The sequence below is a fragment of the Nocardia alba NBRC 108234 genome (genome assembly GCF_001612665.1).
In the GTDB taxonomy this organism is placed as follows: Bacteria; Actinomycetota; Actinomycetes; order Mycobacteriales; family Mycobacteriaceae; genus Nocardia; species Nocardia alba.
This window is the reverse complement of sequence record NZ_BDAX01000006.1, coordinates 131,663-156,951: the sequence shown is the minus strand read 5'-3', so window position 1 is coordinate 156,951 and position 25,289 is coordinate 131,663. Positions and strand designations below refer to the sequence as shown.

The following is a 25,289-nucleotide window of genomic DNA, read 5'->3' as shown; positions in this document are numbered from 1 at the left end:
GGAGCCCACTGTTGAGCGGCCCGGAGTGAGCCAACCAAGATCGACCGACGGCGTAATGCTGTGAGCTACTCGACAGCGGATCCGGACCATCCGGCCATATCGGACCACGCCTGTAGTTCGCGCCGCGTCTCGAATCGGCGCGGCGTCCCGCTGATCGGGTCCGTGAATTCGAGCGAGGCCGCCAGCAATTGCAACGGCCGCGTGTAATCGTCGACCGATTTATCGGTGATCACCGGATAGAAATCATCGCCGAGGATAGGCACGCCGAGCCCGCTCATGTGCAGGCGCAGTTGATGGGTTCGCCCGGTGTGCGGGCGAAGGCGGTACCGCCCGAGCCCGTCGCGATGTTCGACCAGGTCGACCTCGGTCTCGGCATTGGGCTCGCCCGCCACCTCGAACGCGGCGAGCACCTGCTTCTCCTTGACGATCCGGCTGCGGACGGTCCGTGGCAGCGCGAGCTCCGGGTCGTAGGGCGCGATCGCCTCGTACTCCTTGCGCACGGTCTTGCGATGGAACATCGTCTGATAGGCCCCGCGTCGCGCCGGATTCACCACGAACAGCAGCAGGCCCGCGGTGACTCGGTCCAGCCGATGCGCGGGGATCAGATCGGGCAGTTCGAGCTCGTTGCGCAACCGCACCAGCGCCGTTTGCAGAATGTGCTGACCACGCGGGATCGTCGCGAGAAAATGCGGCTTGTCGACTACGAGGATGTCGTCGTCGCGGTGCACGATGCCGATCTCGAACGGCACCTCGGTCTCGATCGGCAGATCACGGTGGAACCACACGGCGCCGCCGGGGACGTACGGCGCGTCCGGCGCGAGCGGACCTTCCAGATCCACGATCTCGCCCGCCGCCAGCATCGCGTCGATCCTGGCCGGATCCACCCGCGGCAACCGCTCGACGAGGTGCTCGCGCACGGTCGCCCACTGCCCGTCCTCCGGGAGCCGGAGTCGGGCGGGATCGAGGCCGTGCCGCTTGGGCAGCGGCGGCTGCTGCCTACGTCGCATAGGAAGAAGTGTTGTCGAGCCCACGATGCCGGGTGCTGTCGGCCCCTGTGGAACCCGCCGGACATCGAGCGCTCACGCGACGCGTGTGGCCAGCCCCGGGTAGTCGACGATCAGACCCGATTCGTCGTAGTCCAGGGTGGCGTGGAAGTCGAACTCGGGAGCGCGGTAGTCATAGCGCTGGCCCGCTCCATCGGTGATCCGGCGGTAGCGCTGCGGTAATCGCGCCATCGTGAGGTCGGCGGCACGCACGTAGGCGGCAGGCGCGTCGGCACTATCGCCGACGGTGAGCCCGAGACGATGCACCGGTAGCGCGTTGGTGAACGCCGACGCCTCGAGATCGATGTCGAGACACCCGTCGAGTTCGGGCGCGACCGTGCCGTCGACCTGCCAACGCCCCAGTCCATCGGACCGAACGGTCACCGATCGCCTGCCCGTGGGATACCGTCCGACGATCCGCGCCGACCGCGTATGCCAGCTGCCGTCGAGCCGCAGCTGATAGTCGATCGCCCAGACGACCCCGTCCTCGACCGCCGTCGCGCACCCCTCGACGAGAACCCCGCGCGCGTCGTCACGGAAATAGGTCACCTCGAATCCGGAGCGCGCATCGCGGTGCGACCAAGCGGCCGAAGGCGGGAGCGGAGTGAACATGGGAAAGGCATTCCCCTGATTCCGTCGCCCAATCGCTACCCGGCCCGCTGATCGAGCACCATCAGTTTCGCTTCGACGAGGACCTGACGCGCACGCCGTCGCGCCCGGCACAGGTCGACGCTGCATTCGAGATGTGTCTGCATCACCCGATGAGCCTGTTCGGCCGAGAGCTTTCCCGGATCGGAATGGCAATCGGCGATTGCTGAAATGATCGACGTGACAAACATTCTCGTTCTCCCACCGCTACACGAGCTCGAAACGTAGGGAGAAAATTACGCCCGAAATGACGCGATACCGACGGGTTGACGGGCAATTCACGCAACCTTCCCCGATCGGCCACGACCGCTCAACTTAGGCTAACCTACCTTTGGCGGAGTTGCCGCAGAGAGGTCGAGAGGCGAGAAACGATATGACGGTGCAGGTAGCGCCGCCGCCGGGGGCGGAGTCGGGGAACCGGCTGCCCAAGGCAGCAGCGAAAGCGCAGAAACAGCAGGAAGCGTTGGCGCGCAAGGAGATTCTGGCGCCGGTTTCGGGAATGCTCACGGCGGCGAGCCTGATCGTCGCGCTCGCCTCGGTGTGCTCGGTGGTCCCGTTCCTGCTGATCGTGGCGGCCTGCCGCGAACTGCTGAATTCCCCGGTCGACACCGACCGGGTGTGGTGGCTGTTCGGCGCGGCCGTGATCGTGCTCGTCGTGCGCGCGCTGCTGCAGGTCCTGGCGCTGAGCTGGTCGCACGCGGTCGACGCCGGCTACCAGCTCACGCTGCGCAGGCTGCTCGCGGCCAAGCTCACCCGGGTGCCGCTCGGCTGGTTCGGCGAGCGCAGCTCCGGTGAGGTGAAGGGCTATCTGCGCGACGATGTCGACGCCCTGCACTTCCTGGTCGCGCACGCCCGGCTCGATTTCATCGGTGCGCTGGTGGTCCCGCTGGTCACGCTCGGTTACCTGTTCACGGTCGACTGGCGACTCACGCTGGTCCTGATGATTCCGCTGATCGCCTACTTCGTGCTGTTCTCCAAGATCATGGATCGCGACGGCCGCGACCGGGTAGCGGTGTACACCCGCTGGGAGCGTCGCCTGTCGGCCGCCACCATCGAGTTCGTCGACGGCATCCAGGTGGTGCGGGCGTTCGGTCAGGCGGGCAAGGCGCACAAGGAGTTCCAGGACGCGGTGGAAGGCCAGGTCCAGGCGGCGCACCGGATGAAGACGCCGATCATTCGCGTACAGGCGGCCTCCGACATCGTGGTGATGCCGGTGTTCGTGATGCTGGTCGTGGTGCTCGGTGGTCTCGCCGGGGTCGGCCTCGGCTGGGTGGACCCGCTCGATCTGTTGCCGTTCCTGCTGGTCGGTCTGGGGATCGGCAGCTCGCTGCTCGGTCTCGGTTACGGTTCGCAGGCCCTGCGCGCCGGCGGCGCCGCGGCCCTGCGCCTGCACGAACTGCTGCAAACTCCGGAACTGGAGATCGCCGAAACACCGGCGGGGGTTCAGACGGGCATCGTGGCCTTCGAAGGCGTCGAGTTCGCCTACCGTACCGGTCACGACGTGCTGCGCGGCATCGACCTCGAACTGACTCCAGGCACCATCACCGCGCTGGTCGGCCCGAGCGGTTCCGGCAAGTCGACCCTGGCGAAGCTGCTGCCGCGCTTCTACGACGTCGGCGCGGGCCGAATCACCATCGACGGCCGCGATATTCGCGAGTTCCCCAGCGAAGAGCTCTACCGCACAGTCGGATTCGTCTTCCAGGATGTCCGCCTGATCCGCGGCACCATCAGCGAGAACCTCCTGCTGGCCCGCCCCGACGCGGATGCCGAGGCCATCGAACGCGCCACCAGGGCCGCCCAGATCCACGACCGGATCCTGGCGCTGCCCCGCGGCTACGACTCCGAGATCGGCGTCGACGCGACTCTGTCCGGCGGTGAGGCACAGCGGCTGTCGATCGCTCGCGCACTGCTGGCCGACACCCCGGTCCTCGTCCTCGACGAGGCCACCGCGTTCGCCGACCCGGAGTCCGAGGCCGCGGTTCAGGACGCACTGGCCGCGCTGGTCGCCGGGCGCACGGTGCTCGTCATCGCGCACCGTCTGCACACCATCACCGGTGTGGATCGGATTCTGGTGTTGGACAACGGAACCCTGGTCGAACAGGGCACCCATGCCGACCTGCGAGCTGCCGGTGGTCTGTATCAGCGGCTGTGGGAGATCAACGAAGCTGCCCTCGGCGCGCTCGCCCTGGTGGAGGAAACACGATGATTCGCAAGGTTTTCCGGCTCGTCCCCGACGAGTTCGCCCCGCTGATCTCGCGGTTGCTCGGTGTGATCGTGGTGCAGGCGTTGTGCCAGGCCATCGCGTACCTGCTGCTGGTTCCCGTGCTGGAAGCGCTGTTCGACGACGATCTGAGCGGCGCGTGGCTGTGGGCGCTCGGCATGGCTGTCGCCGTGGCCGGTGTGGTCGTGTTCGGGTATCTGCAGGCTGTGATCGGGCTGCGGATCGGCCTCGGCATGCAGCGCGGTCTGCAGACCCGGCTGGGCGATCAGCTCAACGCGTTGCCGCTGGGCTGGTTCGAGGACCGTGACGCAGGCCCGCTCTCTCGGGTGATGGTCGAGCAGGTGCGCGAGATGCAGGGCCTGATCGCCTATCTGCTCACCAAGGTGCTCACCGGCGTCATCGTGCCGCTGGTCGTCGCGATCGGGATGCTGTTCATCGACTGGCGCGTCGGCGTCGCGATGTTGCTCGCCGCGCCGGTGCTGTACCTGGTGAACAACCTCGCCAATCGCGCCTACACCGGGGCCGACGCCCGACTGCACGCCGCCGCGGCCGAGGCCGACTCGCGGGTGGTGGAGTTCGCGCAGGCCCAGCCGGTGCTGCGCGCGTTCGGCGCGGTCGGGTCGGGCAACAAGAAGCTGGATTCGGCACTGGTGCGGCAACGTTCGGCCGCATGGAAGATGATGGTCGCGACCGTGCCGGGCCTGACCGTGTTCGCGCTGTTCGTGCAGGCGGTGTTCCTGGTGCTGGCGTATATCGCGGTCGTCGAGGTCACCGATGGCGCGATCTCGGCCGCCGCGGCGATCGCCCTGATCGCGGTGAGCGCGCGTTTCATCGAGCCGGTCAACCAGGCCGCCCAGCTGGGCACAGCCCTGCGCTCGGCCGCCGCGGCCGCCGACCGCATCACCGACCTGCTCGCCGAATCGCCCCTGCCCGCCGCGACCGAACCGGTCACCCCCGGCGCACCCGCGGTGGTCTTCGACGACGTGAGCTTCGGCTACCGTCCCGGCGAACCGGTCCTGTCGGACCTGACCTTCACTGTCCCCGCGGGCACCACTACCGCCATCGTCGGGCCGAGTGGTTCGGGCAAGACCACTTTGCTCCGCCTCGCCGCTCGTTTCTACGACGTCGACTCCGGCACGGTCTCGGTGGGCGAGCACGACGTGCGCAGGCAGCCGTCCGACACGCTGCTCGACCAGCTCTCGCTGGTCTTCCAGAACGTCTACCTGTTCAACCGCTCGGTCGCCGACAACATCCGCATCGGCAAGCCCGACGCCTCCGACGACGATCTGCACCGCGCGGCGGTGGCCGCCAGGGTCGACGAGATCGTCGAACGCCTGCCCGAGGGTTTCGACACCACCGTCGGCGAAGGCGGCACGTCCCTGTCCGGCGGTGAGCGCCAACGGGTTTCCATCGCGCGCGCCCTGCTCAAGGACGCCCCGATCGTGCTGCTCGACGAGGCGACCAGCGCGCTGGACCCACACAGCGAAGCCGTGGTGGTCCGTGGCATCCACCAGCTCACCAGGGACAAAACGGTTCTCGTCGTCGCGCATCGTCTCTCGACGATCGCCCACGCTGACCAGATCCTGTTCCTGGACAAGGGGCGCATCGCCGAACGCGGCACGCACGCGGAGCTGCTCACGCTGAACGGCCGCTACGCCGCGTTCTGGAACGAACGCGAACGAGCGACCGGCTGGCGGCTGGAACCAGCCCCCGCCTGACGACGAGCGCCTCGGTGGTGTGTCGCGACGCCACCGAGGCCTTCTCGGCCCGCCCGCCTCTGGACTGAGTGGAGGGTGCGACGAAGGAGTACCCGGAGGGAGGGAAGAGGCGGAGTACAGGGCCGAGAAGCGCGGCACCAGCCGCTGATGTCACTGCTGGTAAGTGGCGAGGAATTCGCCGATCCTGCCGATGATCTGGTCGAGTTCATCGGCTTGCGGCAGCGTGACGATTCGGAAATGGTCGGGGGTCGGCCAATTGAAGCCGGTGCCCTGCACGACGTGGATCTTGGTGGCCAGCAACAGGTCGAGCACGAACTTCTCGTCGTTGTCGATCCGATAGGTCGCGCGATCCAGCTTGGGGAAGGCGTAGAGCGCGCCCTTGGGTTTCACGCACGACACCCCCGGAATCGCGTTGAGGGCAGTCCACGCGCGATCACGCTGTTCGAGGAGCCGACCACCGGGCAGGGTGAGGTCGTGGATGCTCTGGTGTCCGCCCAGCGCGGCCTGAACGGCCTGCTGCGCGGGCACATTCGCGCACAGCCGCAACCCCGACAGCATCGTCAGTCCCTCGAGGTAGCTCTCGGCGTGGCGGGTCGGTCCGGTGACGGTGAGCCAGCCGGACCGGAAACCGGCGAGCCGGTAGGCCTTGGACAGACCGTTGAATGTCAGACACAGCAGGTCGGGCGCGAGCGAGGCGGTGACGGTGTGGGCCACGTCGTCGTAGAGGATCTTGTCGTAGATCTCGTCGGAGCAGACGATCAGATTGTGCTGGCGGGCGAGCTCGAGCAGCTGCTCGAGCACCTCGTTCGGATACACCGCGCCCGTCGGATTGTTCGGGTTGATGATCACGATGGCGCGCGTGCGGTCGGTGATCTTGGCGGCGATGTCGTCGATGTCGGGATACCAGTCGGCGCTCTCGTCGCACACGTAGTGCACCGCCTTGCCGCCGTTGAGGTGCACGGCGGCGGTCCACAGCGGGAAATCCGGTGCGGGAACGAGAACTTCGTCGCCGTTCTCGATGAGCGCGGTCATCGCCATCATGATGAGCTCGGACGCGCCGTTGCCGAGGAAGACGTTCTCGATATCGAGGTCGTCGACACCGCGACCCTCGTAGTACTGCACCACCGCGCGGCGGGCGGAGAGCAACCCCTTGGAGGTCGCGTAACCCGCCGACGCCGGCAGATTGGCGATGACGTCGCGCAGCAGTTCCGACGGTGCGTCGAACCCGAATTGCAGTGGGTTACCGGTATTGAGTTTGATCACCCGGTGTCCCTCGACCTCGAGCCGAGCGGCGTGCTCGGCTATCGGGCCGCGGATCTCATAGGAGACGTTCGCGAGCTTGCTCGACTGTTTGAACTGCATGTGGGCTCCCCACCGTGATACGGACGGAGCCCGCCACAGTACTCGCCGATCTCGGCCTCGCGGAACCGGTTTTCACTTACTTCCAGTAGGCCTGCGCCTTGATCGAGGTCTTGGGCAGTGCGTGCTGGGTCTTGAGGGCCTTCACGATCGAGCGGGTGGTGTGGCCGTCGCAGGTGACCCAGCCGTAAGTGCCGGGGACGCAGGTGATTTCCTGCGCGGCTTCGCGCAGCAGGCGGCCGTCGTCGACCCGCTGGACCCAGGTGAGGGTGTGGTGGGGCTTGTTGTTGACCGGAATGGTCTTGTCGGACTCGTACTGCCATTCCAGCCAGACTCGCGCCGGGGTGTCGCCGATGGCGTCGAGCAGGGAGTTGATGGCGGGCAGGGAGGCGGTGTCGCCGAAGATGACGTACTCGCTCGGCGTCTGCTCCGGAAGCTGGAAGTCCGAGCCGAGGACGGTGGCGTCGAGCGGATCGCCCGGCTTCGCGCGGCGGGCCCAGTCGGCCGCCGGACCGTTGTGCAGCGCGAAATCGATGCTCATGGTGTCGGCTTCGGGGTTCTGGTCGACCAGGGTGTAGCCGCGGTGGTGCAGCTTGTCGCTGGTCGCGTCGGGGATCCACAGGCGGATCCACTGGGTGGGGTGCACCGGGTGGTCGGCGAGCAGGCCGCCCGCGGTGAAGCCGATGCGGACGAACTTGTCGGTGATCTGCTCGTTGGAGGTCACTGTCAGCCGATAGTCGGCGCCGCCCCAGGCCTTGGTTATCAGACCGTTCAATCCCTTACCCATGACCCTTAGGTTAGCCTAACGACACTTGTTTGTCTGCGGTGGTGGTTAAATAAGGTAAGCCTATGCAAATATGGGCTGGTGTGAGAGAGCGGAGTACGAACCGGTGCAAACCCTTCTGGTAATCGGCGCTGGACCGAAAGCCCTTGCGGTGGCGGCTAAATCGCATGTTCTGCGCTCACTCGGAATGCCCGCTCCCCGGGTTGTCGTGGTCGAGGCGCACGCGGTCGGCGGCAACTGGCTACCCACCGGGGGCTGGACCGACGGTCAGCATCGTCTGGGCACCAGTCCCGAGAAGGATGTCGGCTTCCCGTATCACTCCACCTGGGCGCGCGGACGCAACCGCGATATCGACCACGCGATGGCCGCTTTCAGCTGGACCACGTTCCTGATCGAGCACGGCACCTACGCCGAGTGGATCGACCGTGGCAGGCCGAGTCCGCAGCACCATGTCTGGGCCAAATACCTGCAGTGGGTCGCGAAGTCCATCGACCTCGAACTGGTGCTCGGTCGCGTGGAGCAGATCGGGCACGGCGATGGCGAGCAGTGGCAGGTCGACGTGGTCGACGCCGACGGTGCGCGCAGCACGCTCACCGCCGACGGCCTGATGATCACCGGCCCCGGCCGCAGCAGCCGGGCCCTGGTCGAGCACCCGCGCGTGCTCAGCATCGCCGAATTCTGGGACCGGGCAGGCAAACGCACGCTGCCTGCCGCGTCGCGCGCCGCGGTGATCGGTGGCGGCGAGACCGGCGGTTCGGCGCTGGACGAGCTGGTTCGGCACGAGATGCTCACCATCTCGGTGATCTCCCCGCTGGCCACCCTCTACACCCGTGGCGAGAGCTTCTTCGAGAACTCGCTGTTCAGTGATCCCGTGAAGTGGGCGGCGCTGAGCATTCAGGAACGTCGCGACGTGATCCGGCGCACCGATCGTGGCGTGTTCTCGGTGCGTGTGCAGGAAAGCCTGTTGGGCGACAACCGCGTCCATCACCTGCAGGGCCGGGTCACCAAGATCGCGCCGCACGGCGATTCGCTGGCCTTGACCTTGAGCAACGAGCTGCGGGCCGAGCAGGTGCACAACTTCGATCTGGTGGTCGATGCCACCGGCGGTCAGCCGCTGTGGTTCCTCGAGATGTTCGACCAGCGGACCGCGGATCTGCTCGAACTCGCCGTCGGCGGCGCGTTGACGCAGTCGCGGATCGAATCGTCGATCGGCTACGACCTTGCGGTCACCGGCCTGGCCGGCAAGCTCTATCTCCCCAACATGGCGGCGATGGCGCAGGGGCCGGGGTTCCCGAATCTCAGTTGCCTCGGCGAACTCTCGGACCGGGTGCTGCAGACGGTGCCCGCTCGGGCACGGGCGCTCGCGCGCTGAGCGCAGAAGAAAAGCCCCTTCCGGTCGAGTGATTCGACGGGAAGGGGCTCTGCTGTCGGCGCTCAGCGCGGCGCGACTATGTCGTGCGGAGTGCGCGGAACGTACTGCAACGAGATCCGCCGATCGGGGCGGACGTCGATCTCGCCGATCAGCCGGAACCCGGCCTTGGCCAGGCCGCGCGCGATCGCCACGTTGCGGTGGTCGGGGTCGGCGAGGACGCGGCGGCACGTGGGATCGGCCGCGAAGACAGCGGTGGTCATGGCGGAGATCCAGCCGGACATGATGCCCTTGCCGATCACCGCGGTGTCGGCGGTGGCGATGTGGAAGCCGATATCGCCGGGATCGCTGTCGTAGAACCGGCCGATCTCGTCCTTGGCCGCGCGATAGAACTCCACGTAGGCGACCTCGCGCATACCGAGTTCGGGCTCGCCGAGCACGGCGAAGTCCAGGCTGAGAATGCAAGGGATCGAATAGGTTCCGGCCAGTTGGGCGCGAAAGTTGTCGCGGCGGCGCTCGGCGTCCCAGTCCTGTTCCCATGATTCGAGCAGGTGCGGGCGGGTCATCCACTCGGCGAGCGTTTCCGGGTCGGCACTGTCGGGATCGGCCGGGCGCAGGCTGAACGGCGCCGCGAAAACGGGCAGCGCGGGCGCGGGCGTCGCGGCCACCTCGGCGGGCAGATCGGTCTGCTCGCGGGGTAACGCGGTGGGGGTCCCGGCGGGGTTCATCTACTCGGTGCTCCGTTCAATCGTAACCTTGGTCACCTCGACTGGTAAGGCTAGCCTATACTAATGGCTGGGTGTTACTGTTGCCCGACCGTTCGCCCGGTGATAGCCGGTCCGTTCCGATTCGGGTGCAACAGGATTCGCCCCGGTCCCGGACGACAGCACCGGGCGGGCCCGTGCGTCAGTGCGGCGTTTGGATAGTGCGAAACGGCCGCGCGGCTTCGCGTGGCCGGTGAGGGAGAGCGACATGGCAAGAGAACTCGGCTGGATCAGGCAGTTTCAGGCCCCCAGGACCGACTCCCTACCGCCACTGATCGTCTTCCCGCACGCGGGTGCGGGAGCCTCGGCCTATCGGGTGTTCGCCAAGCGTATGGCCGCCGACTTCGACGCGGTGATCGTCCAGTACCCCGGTCGTCAGGACCGTGCGCGCGAAGCCGCCGCGCAGACGCTGCCCGAACTGGCCGTCGGTGCCTTCGAGGCTTTCCGCGACAGCGCCCACAACACCGGCGCGCCGCTCACCGTCTTCGGTCACAGCATGGGCTCCATCGTCGCGTTCGAGTTCGTCCGACTGGCCGAAGCCGCGGGGTTGCCCGTGCGTTTGCTGGTGGTCTCCGCTGCCGCCGCACCGCACCGAATCGCCGAGCTCCCAGCGCATCCCACCGAGGACGACGAATTGCTGGACCACATGAGCGCGCTCAACGGCACCGGCGCCGACGTGATGGCCAGCCGTGAGGTGATGCGGATGGCGCTGCCCGTCCTCAAGGCCGACTACCGCGCCTTCGACGCCTACTCCTGCGGACCCGATGTGGCTGTCGCGACGCCCGTGCTGGTTCTCGGTGGCGATGACGACCCGTTCGTCGGACCGCGCGACCTCTACGGCTGGGACCAGAGCACCACCGCCGAGATCGAGGTCAACCTGTTCGAGGGCGGCCACTTCTACCTCGACGAGAACATCGACGGCATCGCCGAGGCCCTCATCGGACAGGCGCTCGCGCGATGAACTCCGATCCCATCGTGATCGTCGGGATGGGCATCGAGGCCCCCGGCGGCGTCGAGACCCTGCCCGACTTCTGGTCCGCGCTCGCGTCCGGACGTGAACTGATCAGCCCGTTCCCGCGCGACCGTGACTGGCCGCTCGACGAACTGTTCGCCCTCGGCAGGCTCGAAGGCTGGGCGCCGGTCCGCGACGCGGGCGGGTTCCTCGACGGCGCGACCGAGTTCGACGCGCAGTTCTTCGGCATCACCCCGCGCGAAGCGGTGGCGATGGATCCACAGCAGCGCGTGGCCATGCGAGTCGCCTGGCGGGCGCTCGAACACGCGGGCCTCAATCCCGGCCTGCTCGACGGTGATTCGGCCGGTGTGTGGATGGGCGTCTCGACGGTCGAGTACGGGCCACGGGTGGGGTCGGTGAACGAGTACAGCGGTTACCGCGCGACGGGCACCGCCCTCGGCGCCGTCGCCGGGCGTATCTCGCACGGCCTCGGCCTGATCGGGCCCTCGATCAGCGTGGACACCGCGTGCGCGTCGTCGCTGACCGCCGTGCATCAGGCGGCCTCGGCGATCCGCGCGGGTGAGTGCGAGTGGGCGCTGGCGGGCGGGGTGTGCGTGATGGGCTCGCCCGGCGCGTTCTACGAGTTCTCCAAGAACAACGCCCTCGCCACCGACGGCCACTGCCGCTCCTATGCCGCCGACCCGACCGGCACCCTGTGGGCCGAGGGCGCTGGCGTCATCGTGCTGGAACGGCAATCACGGGCGAAGGCGCTGGGCCACCGGATCTACGGGCAGCTGCTCGGCTCGCGGGTCAACCACAACGGGTCCGGCGCCCCGATCGCGGTGCCGAGCGCGAGCGCTCAGCAGCGGCTGATCGAGGACACGGTCGCCGCGGCCGGAATCAGTGCCGACGACATCGGCCTGATCGAAGGGCACGGCACCGGTACCGCGGTCGGCGACCCACTCGAATTGACCGCGCTGGCGGCGACTTACGGCAACCCGGACCGTACCGACGGACCCCTGCTCGGCTCGGTGAAGTCCAACACCGGCCACGCCCAGGCGGCGTCGGGGATGCTCGGGCTGATCAAGGTGCTGCTGTGCGGCGCGCACGGCGCCATCGCCCCGAGCCTGTGGGCCGACGCGCCCAACACCGAGATCGACTGGGATGCGACCAGTTTGCGTCTCGCGGCCGAACTCACCGACTGGGCGCCGCGCGCGGACGGACTGCGTTACGCCGCGGTGTCCTCGTTCGGCGTCGCGGGAACCAACGCGCACGCCATCGTCGGCCTGCCGGTGCTGGAGGAGACCAACCATGGCTGAGTACCGCTTACCCGACGGCAGCGTTCCCGTGCTGCTGTCCTCCGACAGCGTCGACGGACTGCGCGCCGAGGCCGCCGCCCTGCGTGACTACGTGGCCGCGCACCCCGAGGTACCCGCGCAGCGGTTGGCGGACATGCTGTTTCGCACTCGGGTGCCCCGGCGCCGCCGGGCGCTGATCCTGGCCGCGCCGACGGGGACGAGTGCAGAGTTGCTCCCCGCGCTCGACGCGATCGCGACCGGCTCCGAGCACCCGTCGGTCGTGTCCGGCGACGTCGCGGCGAGCGCGCGCCGGGTCGGGTTCGTCTTCCCCGGTCAGGGCAGCCAGCGGCCGGGTATGGGCGCGACGTTCTACGAGCTGTCGCCCGACTACCGCGCCGTGGTCGACGAATGCGCCGCCATCCACGCCGAACGCTTCGGTCATTCCCAGCCGCTGCACTATCTGCTCGGCCACGAAGGGCAGTACGAGGACACGGTGTGGGAAGTACAGCCCGCGTTGATGTTCCACATGACGGGCCTGGCCGCGCTGTGGCGTGCGGCGGGCGTCGACCCGCACGCGACCATCGGCCACAGTCAGGGCGAGCTCGCCGCGGGTGCGGTCTCCGGCGTGATGACGCTGCGTGACTCGGTGCTCGCGGTGACCCATCGCGCCCTGCTCGCGGACCGGTTGTCCCCGCGCGGCTATTCGATGGCGGTCTTCGGGATGGACCGCGAGAGCGTGGAAGCCCTGATGGCCAGGCACTCGGGGTGGGCCGAGCTCGCGGTTGTGAACTCGCCGCACATCATCGCCATCTCCGGTGAACGCGGCGCCGTCGTGGATCTGGTGGCCGCCGCCACCGCGCGCGGTCAGTTCGCCAGGGAGATCCGGGTCGCCTTCCCGGCGCACACCTCCATCGTCGCCGAGGTGCGGACCGATTTCGAAGGCTTCCTCGGCGACGAGATGAGCGCGCCGAACTTCGTCGCGTCCGAGATCACTTGCTATGGAGCAACTCTCGGTGAGGCGATCACGCCCGAGCTCAAGCAGGAGGAGTACTGGTTCTGGAACCTGCGCAACCGCGTTCGGTTCGACCGTGCCGTGGTGAGCGCGGGCAGTGACGGCATCGACCTGCTGATCGAGGTCGCCGAGCATCCCGTGCTGCAACTGGCCATCCAGGAGAACCTCAGCCTGGTCCCGAATCGTCCCGGTCTGCCCGCGCGTGATTTCCGTGTCCTCGGCACGTCGCTGCGCACCGCGGACGGGCTCTCGGAATTCACCCGCAATCTCGCCCAGGTCGCCGTCCTCGATCTCGGCTACCGCTGGGACGCGCTGCGCGTCGACGACACCGTCACCCTGCCGCTGCGCGACTTCCCGCACACCGTCACCAACGCCAAGCGCCTGTGGGCTCCGCTCGGCGCCAACGAGACGCCCGCCGAACTCGTCGTCACCACTCCGAAACCGCAACGGCTGGTGGAACAGTGGCTGCCGGTGCAGCGCCGCGCGCTGACCGCACCGCGCAGTCTGCTCGTCGTGGACCACACGGGTGACTGCGCCGAGCTGGCCGCCGCGCTGCTCGCCGCGGCCGACCGCCACGGCGCCGACGCGCGTGTCCTCGCGACCGATGGCGATCCGGGATTCGCTGATTCCGTGGTGGTGCTGCTGCCCGCTACCGGCGACGACGACAGTGCCGGTGCGATCGACGCGCTGGCGCGGTTCTACGCCGAGCGTGCGTGGGCTCCGGCGTTGTCGGCGCTGCGCCCCGGTGGCGAGTGCTGGCTGCTGACCGTCGGCGGTGAGACGGTGCACGAGGGTGACCCGGTTCCCGGGCTGTTCCAATCGGGCGTCAGCGCGGGATTCCGCAGTGTGGGGATCGAGAACCCGGGAATCCTCTTCCGGCACCTCGACCTCGCCGTGAACGAATCCGCACCCGCCCAGGCCACCAAGATCGTCGGCGCGGTGCACTCCAGTGGTGAGGCCGAACTGGCCCTGCGCGCGGGCAAGCTGTTCGTCAAGCGCTTGGTCGTTGACCCGACCGATGAAACCGGCTCGCTCGGTGCGGATCTCGATCACGTGGTGATCGTCGGTGGCACCGGTCAGCTGGGTCTGCGGTTCGCCGATCACTTGGCACGCACCGGCGCGGGACGCGTCACCCTGCTGAGCCGCAGTGGCGAAACCGACGCGCTGGCACCGGAATTGGCTCGGCTGCGCGGAATCGGCGCGACCGAGATCGTGGTGCGGTCCTGCGATGTCAGCGAGGTCGACGCCGCGAAGGCGTTCGGTGCCGAGATCGCCGATCGCCCGGTCGACCTGGTGATTCACGCCGCGGTCAACTATGTGGACGCCGAACTCGACCAGATCACCGACGATGCCGTGCGCACCGCCGCTGCCGCGAAGCTGCGCGGCCTCGACAACCTGATCGACGCGATCGCCCTGACCGTGGACTGCCGGGTGCTGCTGTGCTCGTCGATGGCGGCGACGCTGGGCGGACGCGGACAGGTCCTGTACGCGGTGACCAACCGCATGCTCGACGTGGCGGCCCGGAGGCTGCGTGCGCGCGGCATCGCCGCCGCGAGCCTGCAGTGGGGTCTGTGGAGTGTGGCCGGTCCGCTCGACGACGCCGGGTTCGCCCGGGTCGAAGAGGCAGGCGTGTTCCCGATGGTGCCCGCCGACGCGATCGAGGCCGGGTTCGCGGCGCCGGTGCGCGACGGCATGATCATCGCCGCCGACTGGGACTTCCTGCGCGAGGTGCTCGGCGCGTTCGGCCAGGCGAGCGTGCTCACCGGTCTCGAATCCGCCTCGCCCACACCGCAGGTGGCGCAGGCGCCCGCCGAATCGGTGAGTGCGGTCGCGGCTGTCGCCGTCCCGGCGCCCGCCGCATCGGTCGACAGTTTCCCGCTCGACCTGCGCATGCGCACCGAACTGCTCAAGGTGATCGGCGGTGACAGCGCCGAATCCATCGACGCCACCATGCCCTTGGTCGCACTCGGCCTCGATTCCTTGCAGGCCTTGGACTTCCGCAAGCGCGTGAAGGCCGAACTGGATCGCGACCTGCCGGTCGCGGCGATTCTCGGCGGCGCGTCACTCGATGATGTCGTGCTGCTCATGGCACAGAACACCAACCAGGGCTGAGGGGCCGAAGAGAACATGTCTGACACCGAAGCCACCCTGTCCGTCGCCGAGCGCCGCAAACTGCTGCTGCAGCAGCGGCTGCGCGAACGCGGCATGTCCGTGGTGAGCGCCGAACCCGTTGCCACACCGCGTATTCCGGTGGGGGAGCGCCGTCCGCTCACGCCCGGCCAGCGCCGGATGTGGTTCCTGCAGACCCGCGACACCGACGACACCGCCCTCAATATCTGCGTCGCCTACCGGCTCACCGGTCCGCTCGACGCCGACCGTCTGCACGCGGCGTTCGATCAGGTGGTGGCGCGCCACGACATCCTGCGCACCACCTACGGCGCCGACGTCGACGGCACCCCGTACCAGGTGTTCGCCGACGATGTGACGGCGCAATGGTCGACCCACGACCTCACCGAGCTCGCGGAGTCGGGTCGTGACCTGCGGGTGGAGGTGCTGGCCCAGCGCGAGTTCGGTCGTCCCTTCGCGCTCGGCACCGAACTGCCGCTGCGCGCGACGCTGATCCGCACCGGGTCCGACGAGCACGTCGTGCTTCTCACCATCCACCACATCGCCTGGGACGACGATTCCTGGGCGGTGTTCTTCGCCGAACTGAACGCCGCGTACCTGGCCGGGCAGCCGGGCACCGACGCCGGCCCCGACACCGTGCAGTTCGCCGCGATCGCCTCGACCGAAGAACCCGCCGAGGCCGATGTGGCGTATTGGCGCGAGGCCCTTCGCCCGCAGCCCGAACCCCTCGAACTGCCCGGCTCCGCCTCGGCCACCCCCGGTCGCGGCGCGCAGCGCCGCACCCATCGGCTCTCGGCCGAGCTGGTCGCGCGTACCGAACAGTTCGCCCGTGAGCAGGCCGCGACCCCCTTCATGGTGCTGCTCGCCGGTTTCGACGCCCTGATCCACCGCTACACCGCCGCCGACGACTTCCTCGTCTCCATCCCGGTGACCGATCGCCCCGCGGGCACCGAACAGCTCATCGGCTACTTCGGCAACACCCTGCTGCTGCGCGCCACCATGGGCGCCGACGCCGACTTCGCCCAGCTCGTCGCCTCGGTCCGCGACACCTGCACCGGCGCCTTCGCCCATCGCGGTGTCGGCATCGATCGTGTCGTGCGCGAGGCGAACCCGGATCGGGTGGCGGGTCGCGACGGCATGGATCAGCTGGTCCGCCTCGGTTTCTCGGTGCGCAAGAGCGCCGACGGATTCGCCATCGACGGCGTGAGCTCCACCCAGCTCGAACTCGGCGCCGCGAGCGCGCAGGTGCCGTTGGCGCTGGCCATCGTGCTCGAGGCCGACGGCACCGCGGTGGTGGAAGCCGAGTACCAGACCGATGTGCTCGCCGAAACTCTCGTCGACCAGCTGCTCGCCCACTTCGGTCAGCTGCTCGACAGCGCGTTGCGTGAGCCGCGCCGCAGGCTCGCCAACCTCGACATGCTCGGCGCCACCGATCGCGCCGCCCTGCTGGATCGTTCGCACGGCCTCCTCGTCGACGAGCCGGCGACCACCCTTGTCGCGCTGCTGGAGTCGGCCGCGGCCGCCGCCCCCGACGCGCTCGCCCTGCTCTCCGACGACACCGAGCTCACCTATGGCGCGCTGCACGCGCGAGCGAATCGCCTGGCGCACTGGCTGATCGGCCAGGGGATCGGAACCGAGGACCTCGTCGGCCTGCGTTTCGGCACCTCGGTGGAGTTCATCGTCGCCGTGCTCGCGGTGCTGAAGGCCGGCGGCGCGTACCTGCCGATCGACCCGGCCTACCCGGAGGACCGCATCGAGTACCTGGTCGAGGACGCGAATCCTCGATTACTGCTCGGCGCGGTCGAATTGGCCGCCGCCGAGGAGATGGCGGCCGCGCTTCCCGCGACGGCGCCCACCGACGCCGAGCGGCTGCGTCCGCTGCTGCCCGCGAACCTGGCCTACGTCATCTACACCTCCGGCTCCACCGGCAAACCCAAGGGTGTTCCGGTGCCGCACAACGCGATCGCCGAACACATCGTCTGCTTCACCGCGGACTGGAACATGACCGCGGCCGACCGCCTGATGCAGTCGTCGTCGGTGAGTTTCGACGCCTCGCTGGTCGACATCGCGATCACGCTCACGGTCGGCGCGCAGCTGATCGTGCCCAAGCCCAACGCTTTCCGCGATATCCGCTACGTCGCCGACCTCATCACCCGCCGCCAGGTGACGGTGCTGCACATGGTGCCGTCGATGCTGAGCACGTTCCTGCTGCTGCCCGAGATCAGTGAGTGGCAGTCGCTGCGCCAGATCCCCGTCGGCGGCGAGGCACTGCCCGGCGAGGTCGCCGACCGGTTCTTCAACACGCTCGAAGCCGAACTCCGCAACCACTACGGGCCCACCGAGGCCGTGGTCTGCTCGACCCATATGCCGGTCGAGGGTCCGCAGGGCACCGGTGTGGTGCCGATCGGCATCCCCAACCGCAACGTCTACACCTATGTCCTCGACGAGGCGCTGCAGCTGGTGCCCGACGGCGTCGTCGGTGAGCTCTACCTCGGCGGCGATCAGCTCGCGCGCGGCTATCTGGACCGCCCCGCGCTCAGCGCGCAACGCTTCGTCGCCGACCCGTTCGCGGCGGCCGAGGGCGGCCCCGCGGTGGGTGCCCGCATGTACCGGTCCGGTGACCTGGTGCGCCGCAACAGCTTCGGTGAGCTCGAGTTCGTCGGTCGCGCCGACGAGCAGGTGAAGGTGCGTGGTTTCCGGATCGAGCTCGGCGAGGTCGAGGCCGCGATCGCCGCGCATCCCGCCGTCGCCCACTGCGTTGTCGTGGTGACCGAGGACCCCGCCATCGGCGCGATGCTCGCCGCGTATGTGGTGCCCGCCGAGGGCTCCATCGACCTCGAACAGGTCCACGCGTTCGCGGCGGGCGGACTGCCGGAATACATGGTGCCCAGCGCGTTCGCGGTGATCGCGGAGATCCCGCTCACCGTCAACGGCAAGCTCGACAAGCGCGCCCTGCCCGCGGCGACCCCCGCCGTGACGCGCACCCACCGCGCCCCGGCCACGGCCACCGAGCGCAAGGTGTGCGCGCTGTTCGGCGGTCTGTTCAACCTCGACGAAGTCAGCGCGGAGGACTCCTTCTTCGAACTCGGCGGGCACTCGTTGCTCGCGGCCCGCCTGGTGGCCCAGATCCGCGCGGAATTCGGCGTCGAACTCGACGTCCGCGTCATCTTCGACAGCCCGACGCCCGCCGCGCTCGCCGCCAACCTGGTTGCCCGCTTCCTGGCCGAATTCGACCTCGACCTCGACGCGGTCGACAGCGATGTCGAGGACGCTCCCGCCGAGAGCACGACCGTGACAGCCGATTCCGTGCCCGCCGGGCCGGGGCGGTCCGATCGTCCCGCGATCGGTGGGCGTCCGCGCGGCGACCGCGTTCCGCTGTCGTACTCGCAGCTGGCGATGTGGTTCCAGTACCGCATGGAGGGCGCGGGCTCGGTCGGCAACCTGCCGCTGGCCCTGCGCTTCGACGGCGACCTCGACATCGCGGCCCTGCGCGCCGCGCTCGACGACGTGGTCGCCCGGCACGAGTCGCTGCGCTCCACCTTCCCCGAACACGAGGGCTTGCCCTACCAGGTGGTGCATCCCGCCGCGCCGGTCCCGCTGCCGGTGCGGGAGATCGCCGCCGATCAGCTCACCGAGGCGCTCGCCGAGATCGCCGGCTACCACTTCACGCTCGACGGCGAGTCGCTGATCCGCGCCGAACTGCTCGTGCTCGACGCGGACACCCACGTGCTCTCGCTGCTGGTGCACCACATCGTCGCCGACCACGCGTCCTTCGGCGTGCTGCTCGACGACCTCACCGCGGCCTACCGGGCCCGCGGCGAGCAGGGCAGCGCCCCGAGCTGGGCGCCGCTGCCGGTCCAGTTCGCCGATTACGCGCTGTGGCAGCGCGAACTGTTCGACCAGGCCGCGCCGAGCGCGTTCGCCACGGACCAGATCGACTACTGGCGGGCCACGCTCGCCGGTGTGCCCGAGGAGATCGCGGTCGCCCACGACCGGCAGCGTCCGCCGGTGCTGGGCAAGCGCGGTGAAGTGGTGAACTTCTCGTTGCCCGCCGCCGTGCGCTCCGGGCTCGAAGCGCTCGCGGTTCGCAGTGGCGCCACCGAATTCATGGTGTGCCAGGCCGCGGTCGCCACCCTGCTGCACGCCCTGGGCGGTGGCACCGACATCACCCTCGGCACTCCCGTCGCGGCGCGCACCGATCCGGCGACGACCGCCCTGATCGGGTTGTTCGCCAACATGGTCGTGCTGCGCAACGACCTGTCGAACGCGCCGACCCTGCGCGAGACCGTGATCCGGGCGCGCGATGTGGTGCTCGACGCCAACGCCCACCAGGAGCTGCCCATCGAGCGCCTGGTCGAAGCGCTCAACCCGCGTCGCTCGCGTTCGCGAAACCCGCTGTTCCAGTCCATGATCCACTTCCGTGGCGCCGACTGGGCACCGACCACGCTCCCGTTCGCGACCTCGGGGGCGAGCACCGTCACCGTGCTGCCCGCCGACTTCGACGTCTCGTTCCTCGATCTGAACCTGAGCCTGAACGTGACCGCCGACGGCGGTATGGATGTTCGCGTCGTCGTCAACGCCGATCTGTACGACCCGGCCACGGCCGCGCTGATCGCCGACGCGCTCGCCGCCACCCTGCGCGCCTTCGCCGAGACGCCGGACCTGCCGGTCGCCGACCTGCGTGTGCTGGCGGCCCCGGACCTCGAGCGCCTGCTGGCCGCACCCGCCCCGGTGGCCGCGAGTGCCGTCGCCGCCGGTGCGGCGACCGATTCCGACACGGAGCGCACCCTGATCGCGCTGATCGAGGAACTGCTGGAAATCGACGAGGTGGAGGGTGAAGACAACTTCTTCGCCCTCGGCGGCGACAGCGTCATCTCCATCCAGTGGTCGGCCCGCGCCGATGCCCTCGGCCTGCCGCTGTCGCCGCAGATGGTCTTCGAATGCGCCACGATCACCGAATTGGCCGCTGCCGTCGACGCCGCTGCCGCCGAAGGCGGGGCTCGAGCCGATGAACCCGAACAGGTTTCGCACGCGCCGATGAGCGCGTCGGGTCTGGAAGCCGACGCTCTGTCCGCGCTGACGGCCGCCTGGTCCACGCAGGGATGAGCGCCGACATCGGTTGCCTCGGCCCGACCACGAAGCTAGGAGAGGACGCAGTATGAGTGCGCCGCAGATCGAAGACGTACTCGCGCTGAGCCCGCTGCAGGAGGGGCTGTTCTCCCTGTCGCGGCTGACGGGCACCGAGATCGACCTGTACACGATGCAGTTCGTGGTCGATATCGACGGACCGCTCGACACCGACCTGCTGCGCCGCAGCGCGCAGGCCATGCTGGATCGTCATCCGAACCTGCGTGCGGCGTTCTGGGACACCGATGTGCCCAAGCCGGTGCAGATCATCCCCTCGCGCGCCGAGCTGCCGTGGACCGAACGGGCCGCGCTCTCCACTGAATTCGACGCGATCGCCGAGTCCGAGCGCCGCGTGCCGTTCGCGCTGAGCCGTGGCCCCGCGTTGCGGGTGCTGCTGCTCGACGTCACCGACGCACCGGAACCGCGTAAGCGGATGATCCTGACCGCGCACCACATCCTGATGGACGGCTGGGCGGTCGCGGTGTTCTTCACCGAACTGCTCGCCGTCTACCGGGCGGGCGGCACCCTCGACGGGCTGGCCGCGCCCCGGCCCTACCGCGACTACATCGGCTGGCTCGGTGCGCAAGACCACGACGCCGCGGCCCGCCGCTGGGCGGAGTACCTGGGGCAGGTCAGCGCGCCGCTGGTCGTGGCCGACGGCGCGGGCGATCGCGGTTCCGCCGTTCCGCGGACCACGCGACTCCGCTTGTCCGGCAACGAAACCGCGCGACTACAGCAGTGGGCGCGGGCCAACGGGATGACGCTGAACACCGCTGTCCAATTCGCCTGGACGCTGCTACTGGGCCGCGTCACCGACCGCCGTGATGTCGTCTACGGCACCACCATCTCCGGCCGCCCCGAGAAGCTGTCGGGCGTCGAAGGCATGGTCGGGCTGTTCATCAACACCGTCCCGGTGGTGCACCGCCTCGACCCCGCCGAGCCGGTCGTCGCGCAATGCGCACGCCTGCAACGTGATTCGGCAACCATGCGCGACATCGGATATCTCAGCCTGTCGACCCTGCAACGCGCGGCCGGTCACGGCGCCCTGTTCGACACCCTGTTCGTCTTCGAGAACGCCCCCATCGACGACGCCATCCAGACGGTCACCACGCCCGACGGCGCCCGGTTCCGGCCGATCGAGATGGAAAGCCTCGCGCACTACCCGCTCACGGTCGTCTCGCATCTGAGCGACGGTGAACTCCTCGTCCTCGTCGAGGCGATCCCCGCCCTGCTCGGCCATCTCGACCCCGCCGACCTCGGCGCTCGCATGCTCACCATTCTGCGCACGCTGCCCTCGCTCGACGCCGCCGCGACCACCGAGGCGATCGATCTGCTCACCGCGTCCGAGCATGCCGAACTCATCAGCGGCGCGGCTGATCTCACCGACGCCCCGTCTGCCACCCCGTGGGAGCTGTTCGAGCGGCAGGTGGCCGCCGACCCGAACGCGATCGCCCTCACCACCACCTCCGGCGAGGTGTACACCTACCGCGCGCTGCACGAGCAAGCCTGCCGAATGGCGGGGGAGTTCGCCGCACACGGCGTCACCCCGGAAACCGTTGTCGCCCTGATGCTGCCGCGCGGACCGCGCGCGATCATCGCGATCATGGCCACCTTCGCCGCGGGCGCCGCCTATGTGCCGGTGGACATCTCACTCCCGGCCGGGCGCATCGAATCGGTTCTGCGCCAATCGAACCCGACGCTCGCTGTCGTCCTCGGCGCGGACCGCGCGCTGCTGGACGCGACGACCCTCGACACTGTGTCCGTCGACGGTGCCGCGCCTCTCGGCGGGGAGATCGATCGCCATGGTGACAGCGCGGGCGGTGCCGGCGGTTCGGATGTCGCTGTTCGTGTCATACCGCAGGCCGATCGGCACGCGGTCCAGGTGCTGGCGCTCGACGAGCCCGCAGTCCTGGCGCGGATCGCGGCCCGGCCGGCACAGGCCCCCACCGTGCGTCGTGAACTCGACCACGGCGCTTACATCATCTTCACCTCCGGCTCGACCGGCGAGCCCAAGGGCGTCGTCGGCACGAACACCGCCCTGGCGGGTTACTTCGCCGATCACCTGGAGCGCTTCTACCGTCCGGCGATGCGCAAGCTCGGCCGCCCCCTGCGCATCGCGCACGCCTGGTCGCTCGGCTTCGACGCCTCCTGGCAGCCGATGGTCGGCTTCTTCGCCGGGCAGGCGCTGCACCTGTTCGACGCCGAGGAAATGCGCGACGCGCACCGAATCGTCTCCGGCATGGCCGAATTCGACATCGACATGATCGATACCACCCCGTCGATGCTCGCCCAGTTGGCGGCAGCGGGCCTGCTCGACCGCGAACTGTCGGTGCTCGCACTCGGCGGTGAGGCGATCGACACCGCCCTGTGGGCACGACTGCGCGCACTCCCCGGGACGGCTGTGTACAACTGCTACGGCCCCACCGAAACCACCGTCGAGGCCGTAGTGGCGCCGGTCGCCACCTCGGAAATCCCCACCATCGGGACCGCGAACGGCGGCATGGTCGGCTACGTCCTCGACTCGGGCCTGCACCCGGTCCCGCCGGGGATCGTCGGTGAGCTCTATCTGTCCGGCGTGCAGCTGGCCCGCGGCTACCTCGGCAAACCCGCCATCACCGCGGACCGGTTCGTCGCCGATCCGACGCGCCCCGGTGCGCGCATGTACCGCACCGGCGACCTCGTGCGTCGGCTGCCCGGCGGCCGCTTCGGTTACCTGGGCCGCGCCGATGCCCAGGTGAAGGTGCGCGGTTACCGCATCGAGGTCGGCGAGATCGAGACCGCGCTGCGCCGCTCGGCCGATATCGACACCGCCGCGGTGACCGTCGTGCGCCGCGCCGGTGGCGCGTCGCTGGTCGGCTTCGTGGTCGGCAAGGCAGGTCGCGCCGTGATCGTCGCCCGGGTGCGCGCCGATCTCGCACAACGCCTGCCCACGTACATGATTCCCGCGCGCATCGTCGTGCTCGACCAGCTGCCGGTGAACGTCAACGGCAAACTCGACGGCCACGCGCTGAACGAACTCGCCGAGCAGTCGCTGGCGGTCGCGCACAGCAACGCCACCGCCGAGACACCCACCGAGATCGCGCTCAGCGAACTGTTCGCCGAACTCTTCGACGGCCGCGCCCCCGGCATCGACGCCGACTTCTACGAACTCGGCGTGGACAGCATCGTCGCGATCTCGCTGGTCAACAAGGCCCGTCGCCGCGGCCTCGCCCTCAATCCGCGCATGGTGCTGGCCTGCCCGACCATCCGCGAACTCGCCGCCGCCGTCGACGACGCACCGGCCGCCGCCGCGCAGTCCGGTGCCGACGCCTACGGCGTGGTCCCGCCGTTGCCGGTGGTCTCCTGGATGTACGAATACGGCAACTATCGCCGCTTCACCCAGGCCGCGCTGCTGCGTCTGCCCAGCGGAATCGACCGTGCGGCACTGGCCTCCACCCTCCAGGCACTGCTCGATACCCACGACACCTTGCGCGCGGTGCTCACCGACACACCGGACGGCCCGCGCATGGTCACCCGCGCCCCCGGCGCGGTGCGTGCGGGCGAGCTGGTGATCGAAGCACCCCGAGATCTCGTCGGCGCCGAACTCGACTCGGCTATCACCGAATTCGCGCGAATCGCGAACGACGCCATCGATCCCCGCGCGGGCGACATGGTGCGCGCGGTGTGGTTCCCGGGTGCGGTGTCCGGCTCGGCCACCTCCGCTGTCGGCTCGGCCGCCGACATCGACGTGGCCACCCTTCGCAGTGCGGATTCCAGCAGAGCCCGCCGAGACACCGACGGTGAATCCGGCGACATACTGTTACTGACGGTCCACCACCTCGCGGTCGACGTCGTGTCCTGGCACATCATGCTCGACGCCCTCGCTGCCGCCTGGCAGCAGATCAGCGCGGGCGTGACGCCGAAGATGCTGCCCGAGTTCACCTCGTACCGGCAGTGGTCCGAGGCCATGTGGCAGCGTGCGTCCGCACCGGAAGTCCTCGCCCAGCGCGACTACTGGACCACCCAGGTCAGCGAGCCCGATGCCGCGCTCGGCTCCCGGCACCCCGCACCGGCCACCGACACCTGGTCGAGCCTGCGCGTCACCACGGTCGCGACCCCCGTCGCGGTCACCGACCGCCTCCTCGACCACGTCGGCAAGGACGAGGGCGTGCGCGAATTCCTGCTCACCGCCCTCACCATGACGATGGCCTCGCTGCACGCCGACAACGGAAACGACCCGGCCGCAGGCGCTTTGATCGCCATGGAGGGTCACGGCCGCGCCGACACCACCCTCGACACCGACACGGCCAACACTCTCGGCTGGTTCACCAGCGTCTACCCCGTCCGCCTCGGCGTCGGCGACCACGCGGTGGATATCACCCGCGCGCAAGCGGACCCGGCCGCCGCCCGCACCCTGCTCGACTCCGTCTCGACCCACCTGCGCGAAATCCCCAACCAGGGACTCGATTACGGCCTGCTGCGCTACGTCAACCGCGCGGCGGAACTCCGCTCCGCCGCCGAACCCCAGGTCGAATTCAACTACCTCGGCCGAATCGACCTCAGCGGCAACGAATCCGACCCCTGGTCCCTACTGGTCGGCGAACACGACCAGGCCCTACCCCTCGACCCCGAACCCGACCTTCCCTTGCGCTACGCGATCGACGTGATCGCGGGCATCGGCACCACCCCCGATGGCCCAGCCCTGACCACCAACTTCCGCTGGAGCGCATCCCTGTTCACCGAAGACCAGGCCGCGCGCTTCGCCGAACTCTGGGAGCAGGCGATTCTTACCCTCGCCGACGTGGTGAACGGGTAGGCGGCGACCGACGATATCGGCGCCGCGTGACCACTTCGTCGGCTGGGCGCACGGCGACCAGCCAGGCGAACC

The 25,289-nt window shown here is 69.0% G+C and carries 13 protein-coding genes; 8 read left to right on the top strand and 5 right to left on the bottom strand.

The features are described from left to right. Positions 1–65: 65 nt before the first annotated feature. Together NA12_RS09060 and NA12_RS09055 are read right to left on the bottom strand one after the other, a co-directional pair. Complete coding sequence (locus NA12_RS09060) at positions 66–1,007, bottom strand: RluA family pseudouridine synthase (protein ID WP_067448298.1); 942 nt, start codon at positions 1,005–1,007, stop codon at positions 66–68. Between the two features lie 72 nt (positions 1,008–1,079). Next, positions 1,080–1,655 (bottom strand): putative glycolipid-binding domain-containing protein, encoded by a 576-nt coding sequence (locus NA12_RS09055; RefSeq protein WP_067448296.1) that lies wholly within the window; start codon positions 1,653–1,655, stop codon positions 1,080–1,082. A gap of 409 nt (positions 1,656–2,064) precedes the next feature. Here NA12_RS09055 and NA12_RS09045 point away from each other — a divergent pair, with 409 nt between their 5' ends. Both NA12_RS09045 and NA12_RS09040 read left to right on the top strand, forming a co-directional pair. Then, a complete protein-coding gene (locus NA12_RS09045; protein ID WP_067448292.1) occupies positions 2,065–3,897 on the top strand; it encodes an ABC transporter ATP-binding protein in 1,833 nt (610 codons plus the stop codon). Then, positions 3,894–5,630, top strand: a complete 1,737-nt coding sequence (locus NA12_RS09040; protein ID WP_067448290.1) for an ABC transporter ATP-binding protein — start codon at positions 3,894–3,896, stop codon at positions 5,628–5,630. Before NA12_RS09045 ends, NA12_RS09040 begins: the two co-directional genes overlap by 4 nt. 150 nt (positions 5,631–5,780) lie before the next feature. Here the strand turns inward: NA12_RS09040 and NA12_RS09035 are convergent, their stop codons facing one another. Continuing rightward, on the bottom strand, positions 5,781–6,992 hold the full coding sequence (locus NA12_RS09035) for a pyridoxal phosphate-dependent aminotransferase (protein ID WP_067448288.1): 1,212 nt from the start codon (positions 6,990–6,992) through the stop codon (positions 5,781–5,783). A 76-nt stretch (positions 6,993–7,068) separates the two neighbouring features. After that, positions 7,069–7,776: a siderophore-interacting protein gene (locus tag NA12_RS09030; protein WP_067448286.1), complete on the bottom strand. Its 708-nt coding sequence runs from the start codon at positions 7,774–7,776 to the stop codon at positions 7,069–7,071. 70 nt (positions 7,777–7,846) lie between these two features. On the opposite strand from NA12_RS09030, the gene NA12_RS09025 reads away from it, so the two are divergent. Beyond that, entirely contained in the window at positions 7,847–9,145 is a 1,299-nt protein-coding gene (locus NA12_RS09025) for a SidA/IucD/PvdA family monooxygenase (protein ID WP_084472551.1), read from the top strand. 62 nt (positions 9,146–9,207) lie between these two features. Here NA12_RS09025 and NA12_RS09020 read toward each other — a convergent pair whose 3' ends face one another. Then, positions 9,208–9,870, bottom strand: coding sequence for a GNAT family N-acetyltransferase (locus NA12_RS09020; RefSeq protein ID WP_067448284.1), 663 nt, complete (start codon positions 9,868–9,870; stop codon positions 9,208–9,210). A gap of 244 nt (positions 9,871–10,114) precedes the next feature. Between NA12_RS09020 and NA12_RS09015 the strand changes: the two genes are divergently transcribed. Genes NA12_RS09015 through NA12_RS33030 form a run of 5 tightly spaced genes read left to right on the top strand, consistent with a single transcriptional unit; the run spans position 10,115 to position 25,217 of the window. Next, positions 10,115–10,867 (top strand): thioesterase II family protein, encoded by a 753-nt coding sequence (locus NA12_RS09015; protein WP_067448282.1) that lies wholly within the window; start codon positions 10,115–10,117, stop codon positions 10,865–10,867. Continuing rightward, the gene (locus NA12_RS09010; protein ID WP_067448281.1) at positions 10,864–12,177 is read left to right on the top strand and encodes a beta-ketoacyl [acyl carrier protein] synthase domain-containing protein; all 1,314 of its coding nucleotides are present in this window, start codon (positions 10,864–10,866) and stop codon (positions 12,175–12,177) included. Before NA12_RS09015 ends, NA12_RS09010 begins: the two co-directional genes overlap by 4 nt. Further along, positions 12,170–15,280 (top strand): nocobactin polyketide synthase NbtC, encoded by a 3,111-nt coding sequence (gene nbtC, locus NA12_RS09005; RefSeq protein WP_084472549.1) that lies wholly within the window; start codon positions 12,170–12,172, stop codon positions 15,278–15,280. Before NA12_RS09010 ends, nbtC begins: the two co-directional genes overlap by 8 nt. A 15-nt stretch (positions 15,281–15,295) precedes the next feature. Beyond that, complete coding sequence (locus NA12_RS09000; RefSeq protein ID WP_067448278.1) at positions 15,296–20,401, top strand: non-ribosomal peptide synthetase; 5,106 nt, start codon at positions 15,296–15,298, stop codon at positions 20,399–20,401. Positions 20,402–20,453: 52 nt separating this feature from the next. Next, the gene (locus NA12_RS33030) at positions 20,454–25,217 is read left to right on the top strand and encodes a non-ribosomal peptide synthetase (RefSeq protein WP_084472548.1); all 4,764 of its coding nucleotides are present in this window, start codon (positions 20,454–20,456) and stop codon (positions 25,215–25,217) included. The last annotated feature ends 72 nt before the right edge of the window (positions 25,218–25,289 follow it).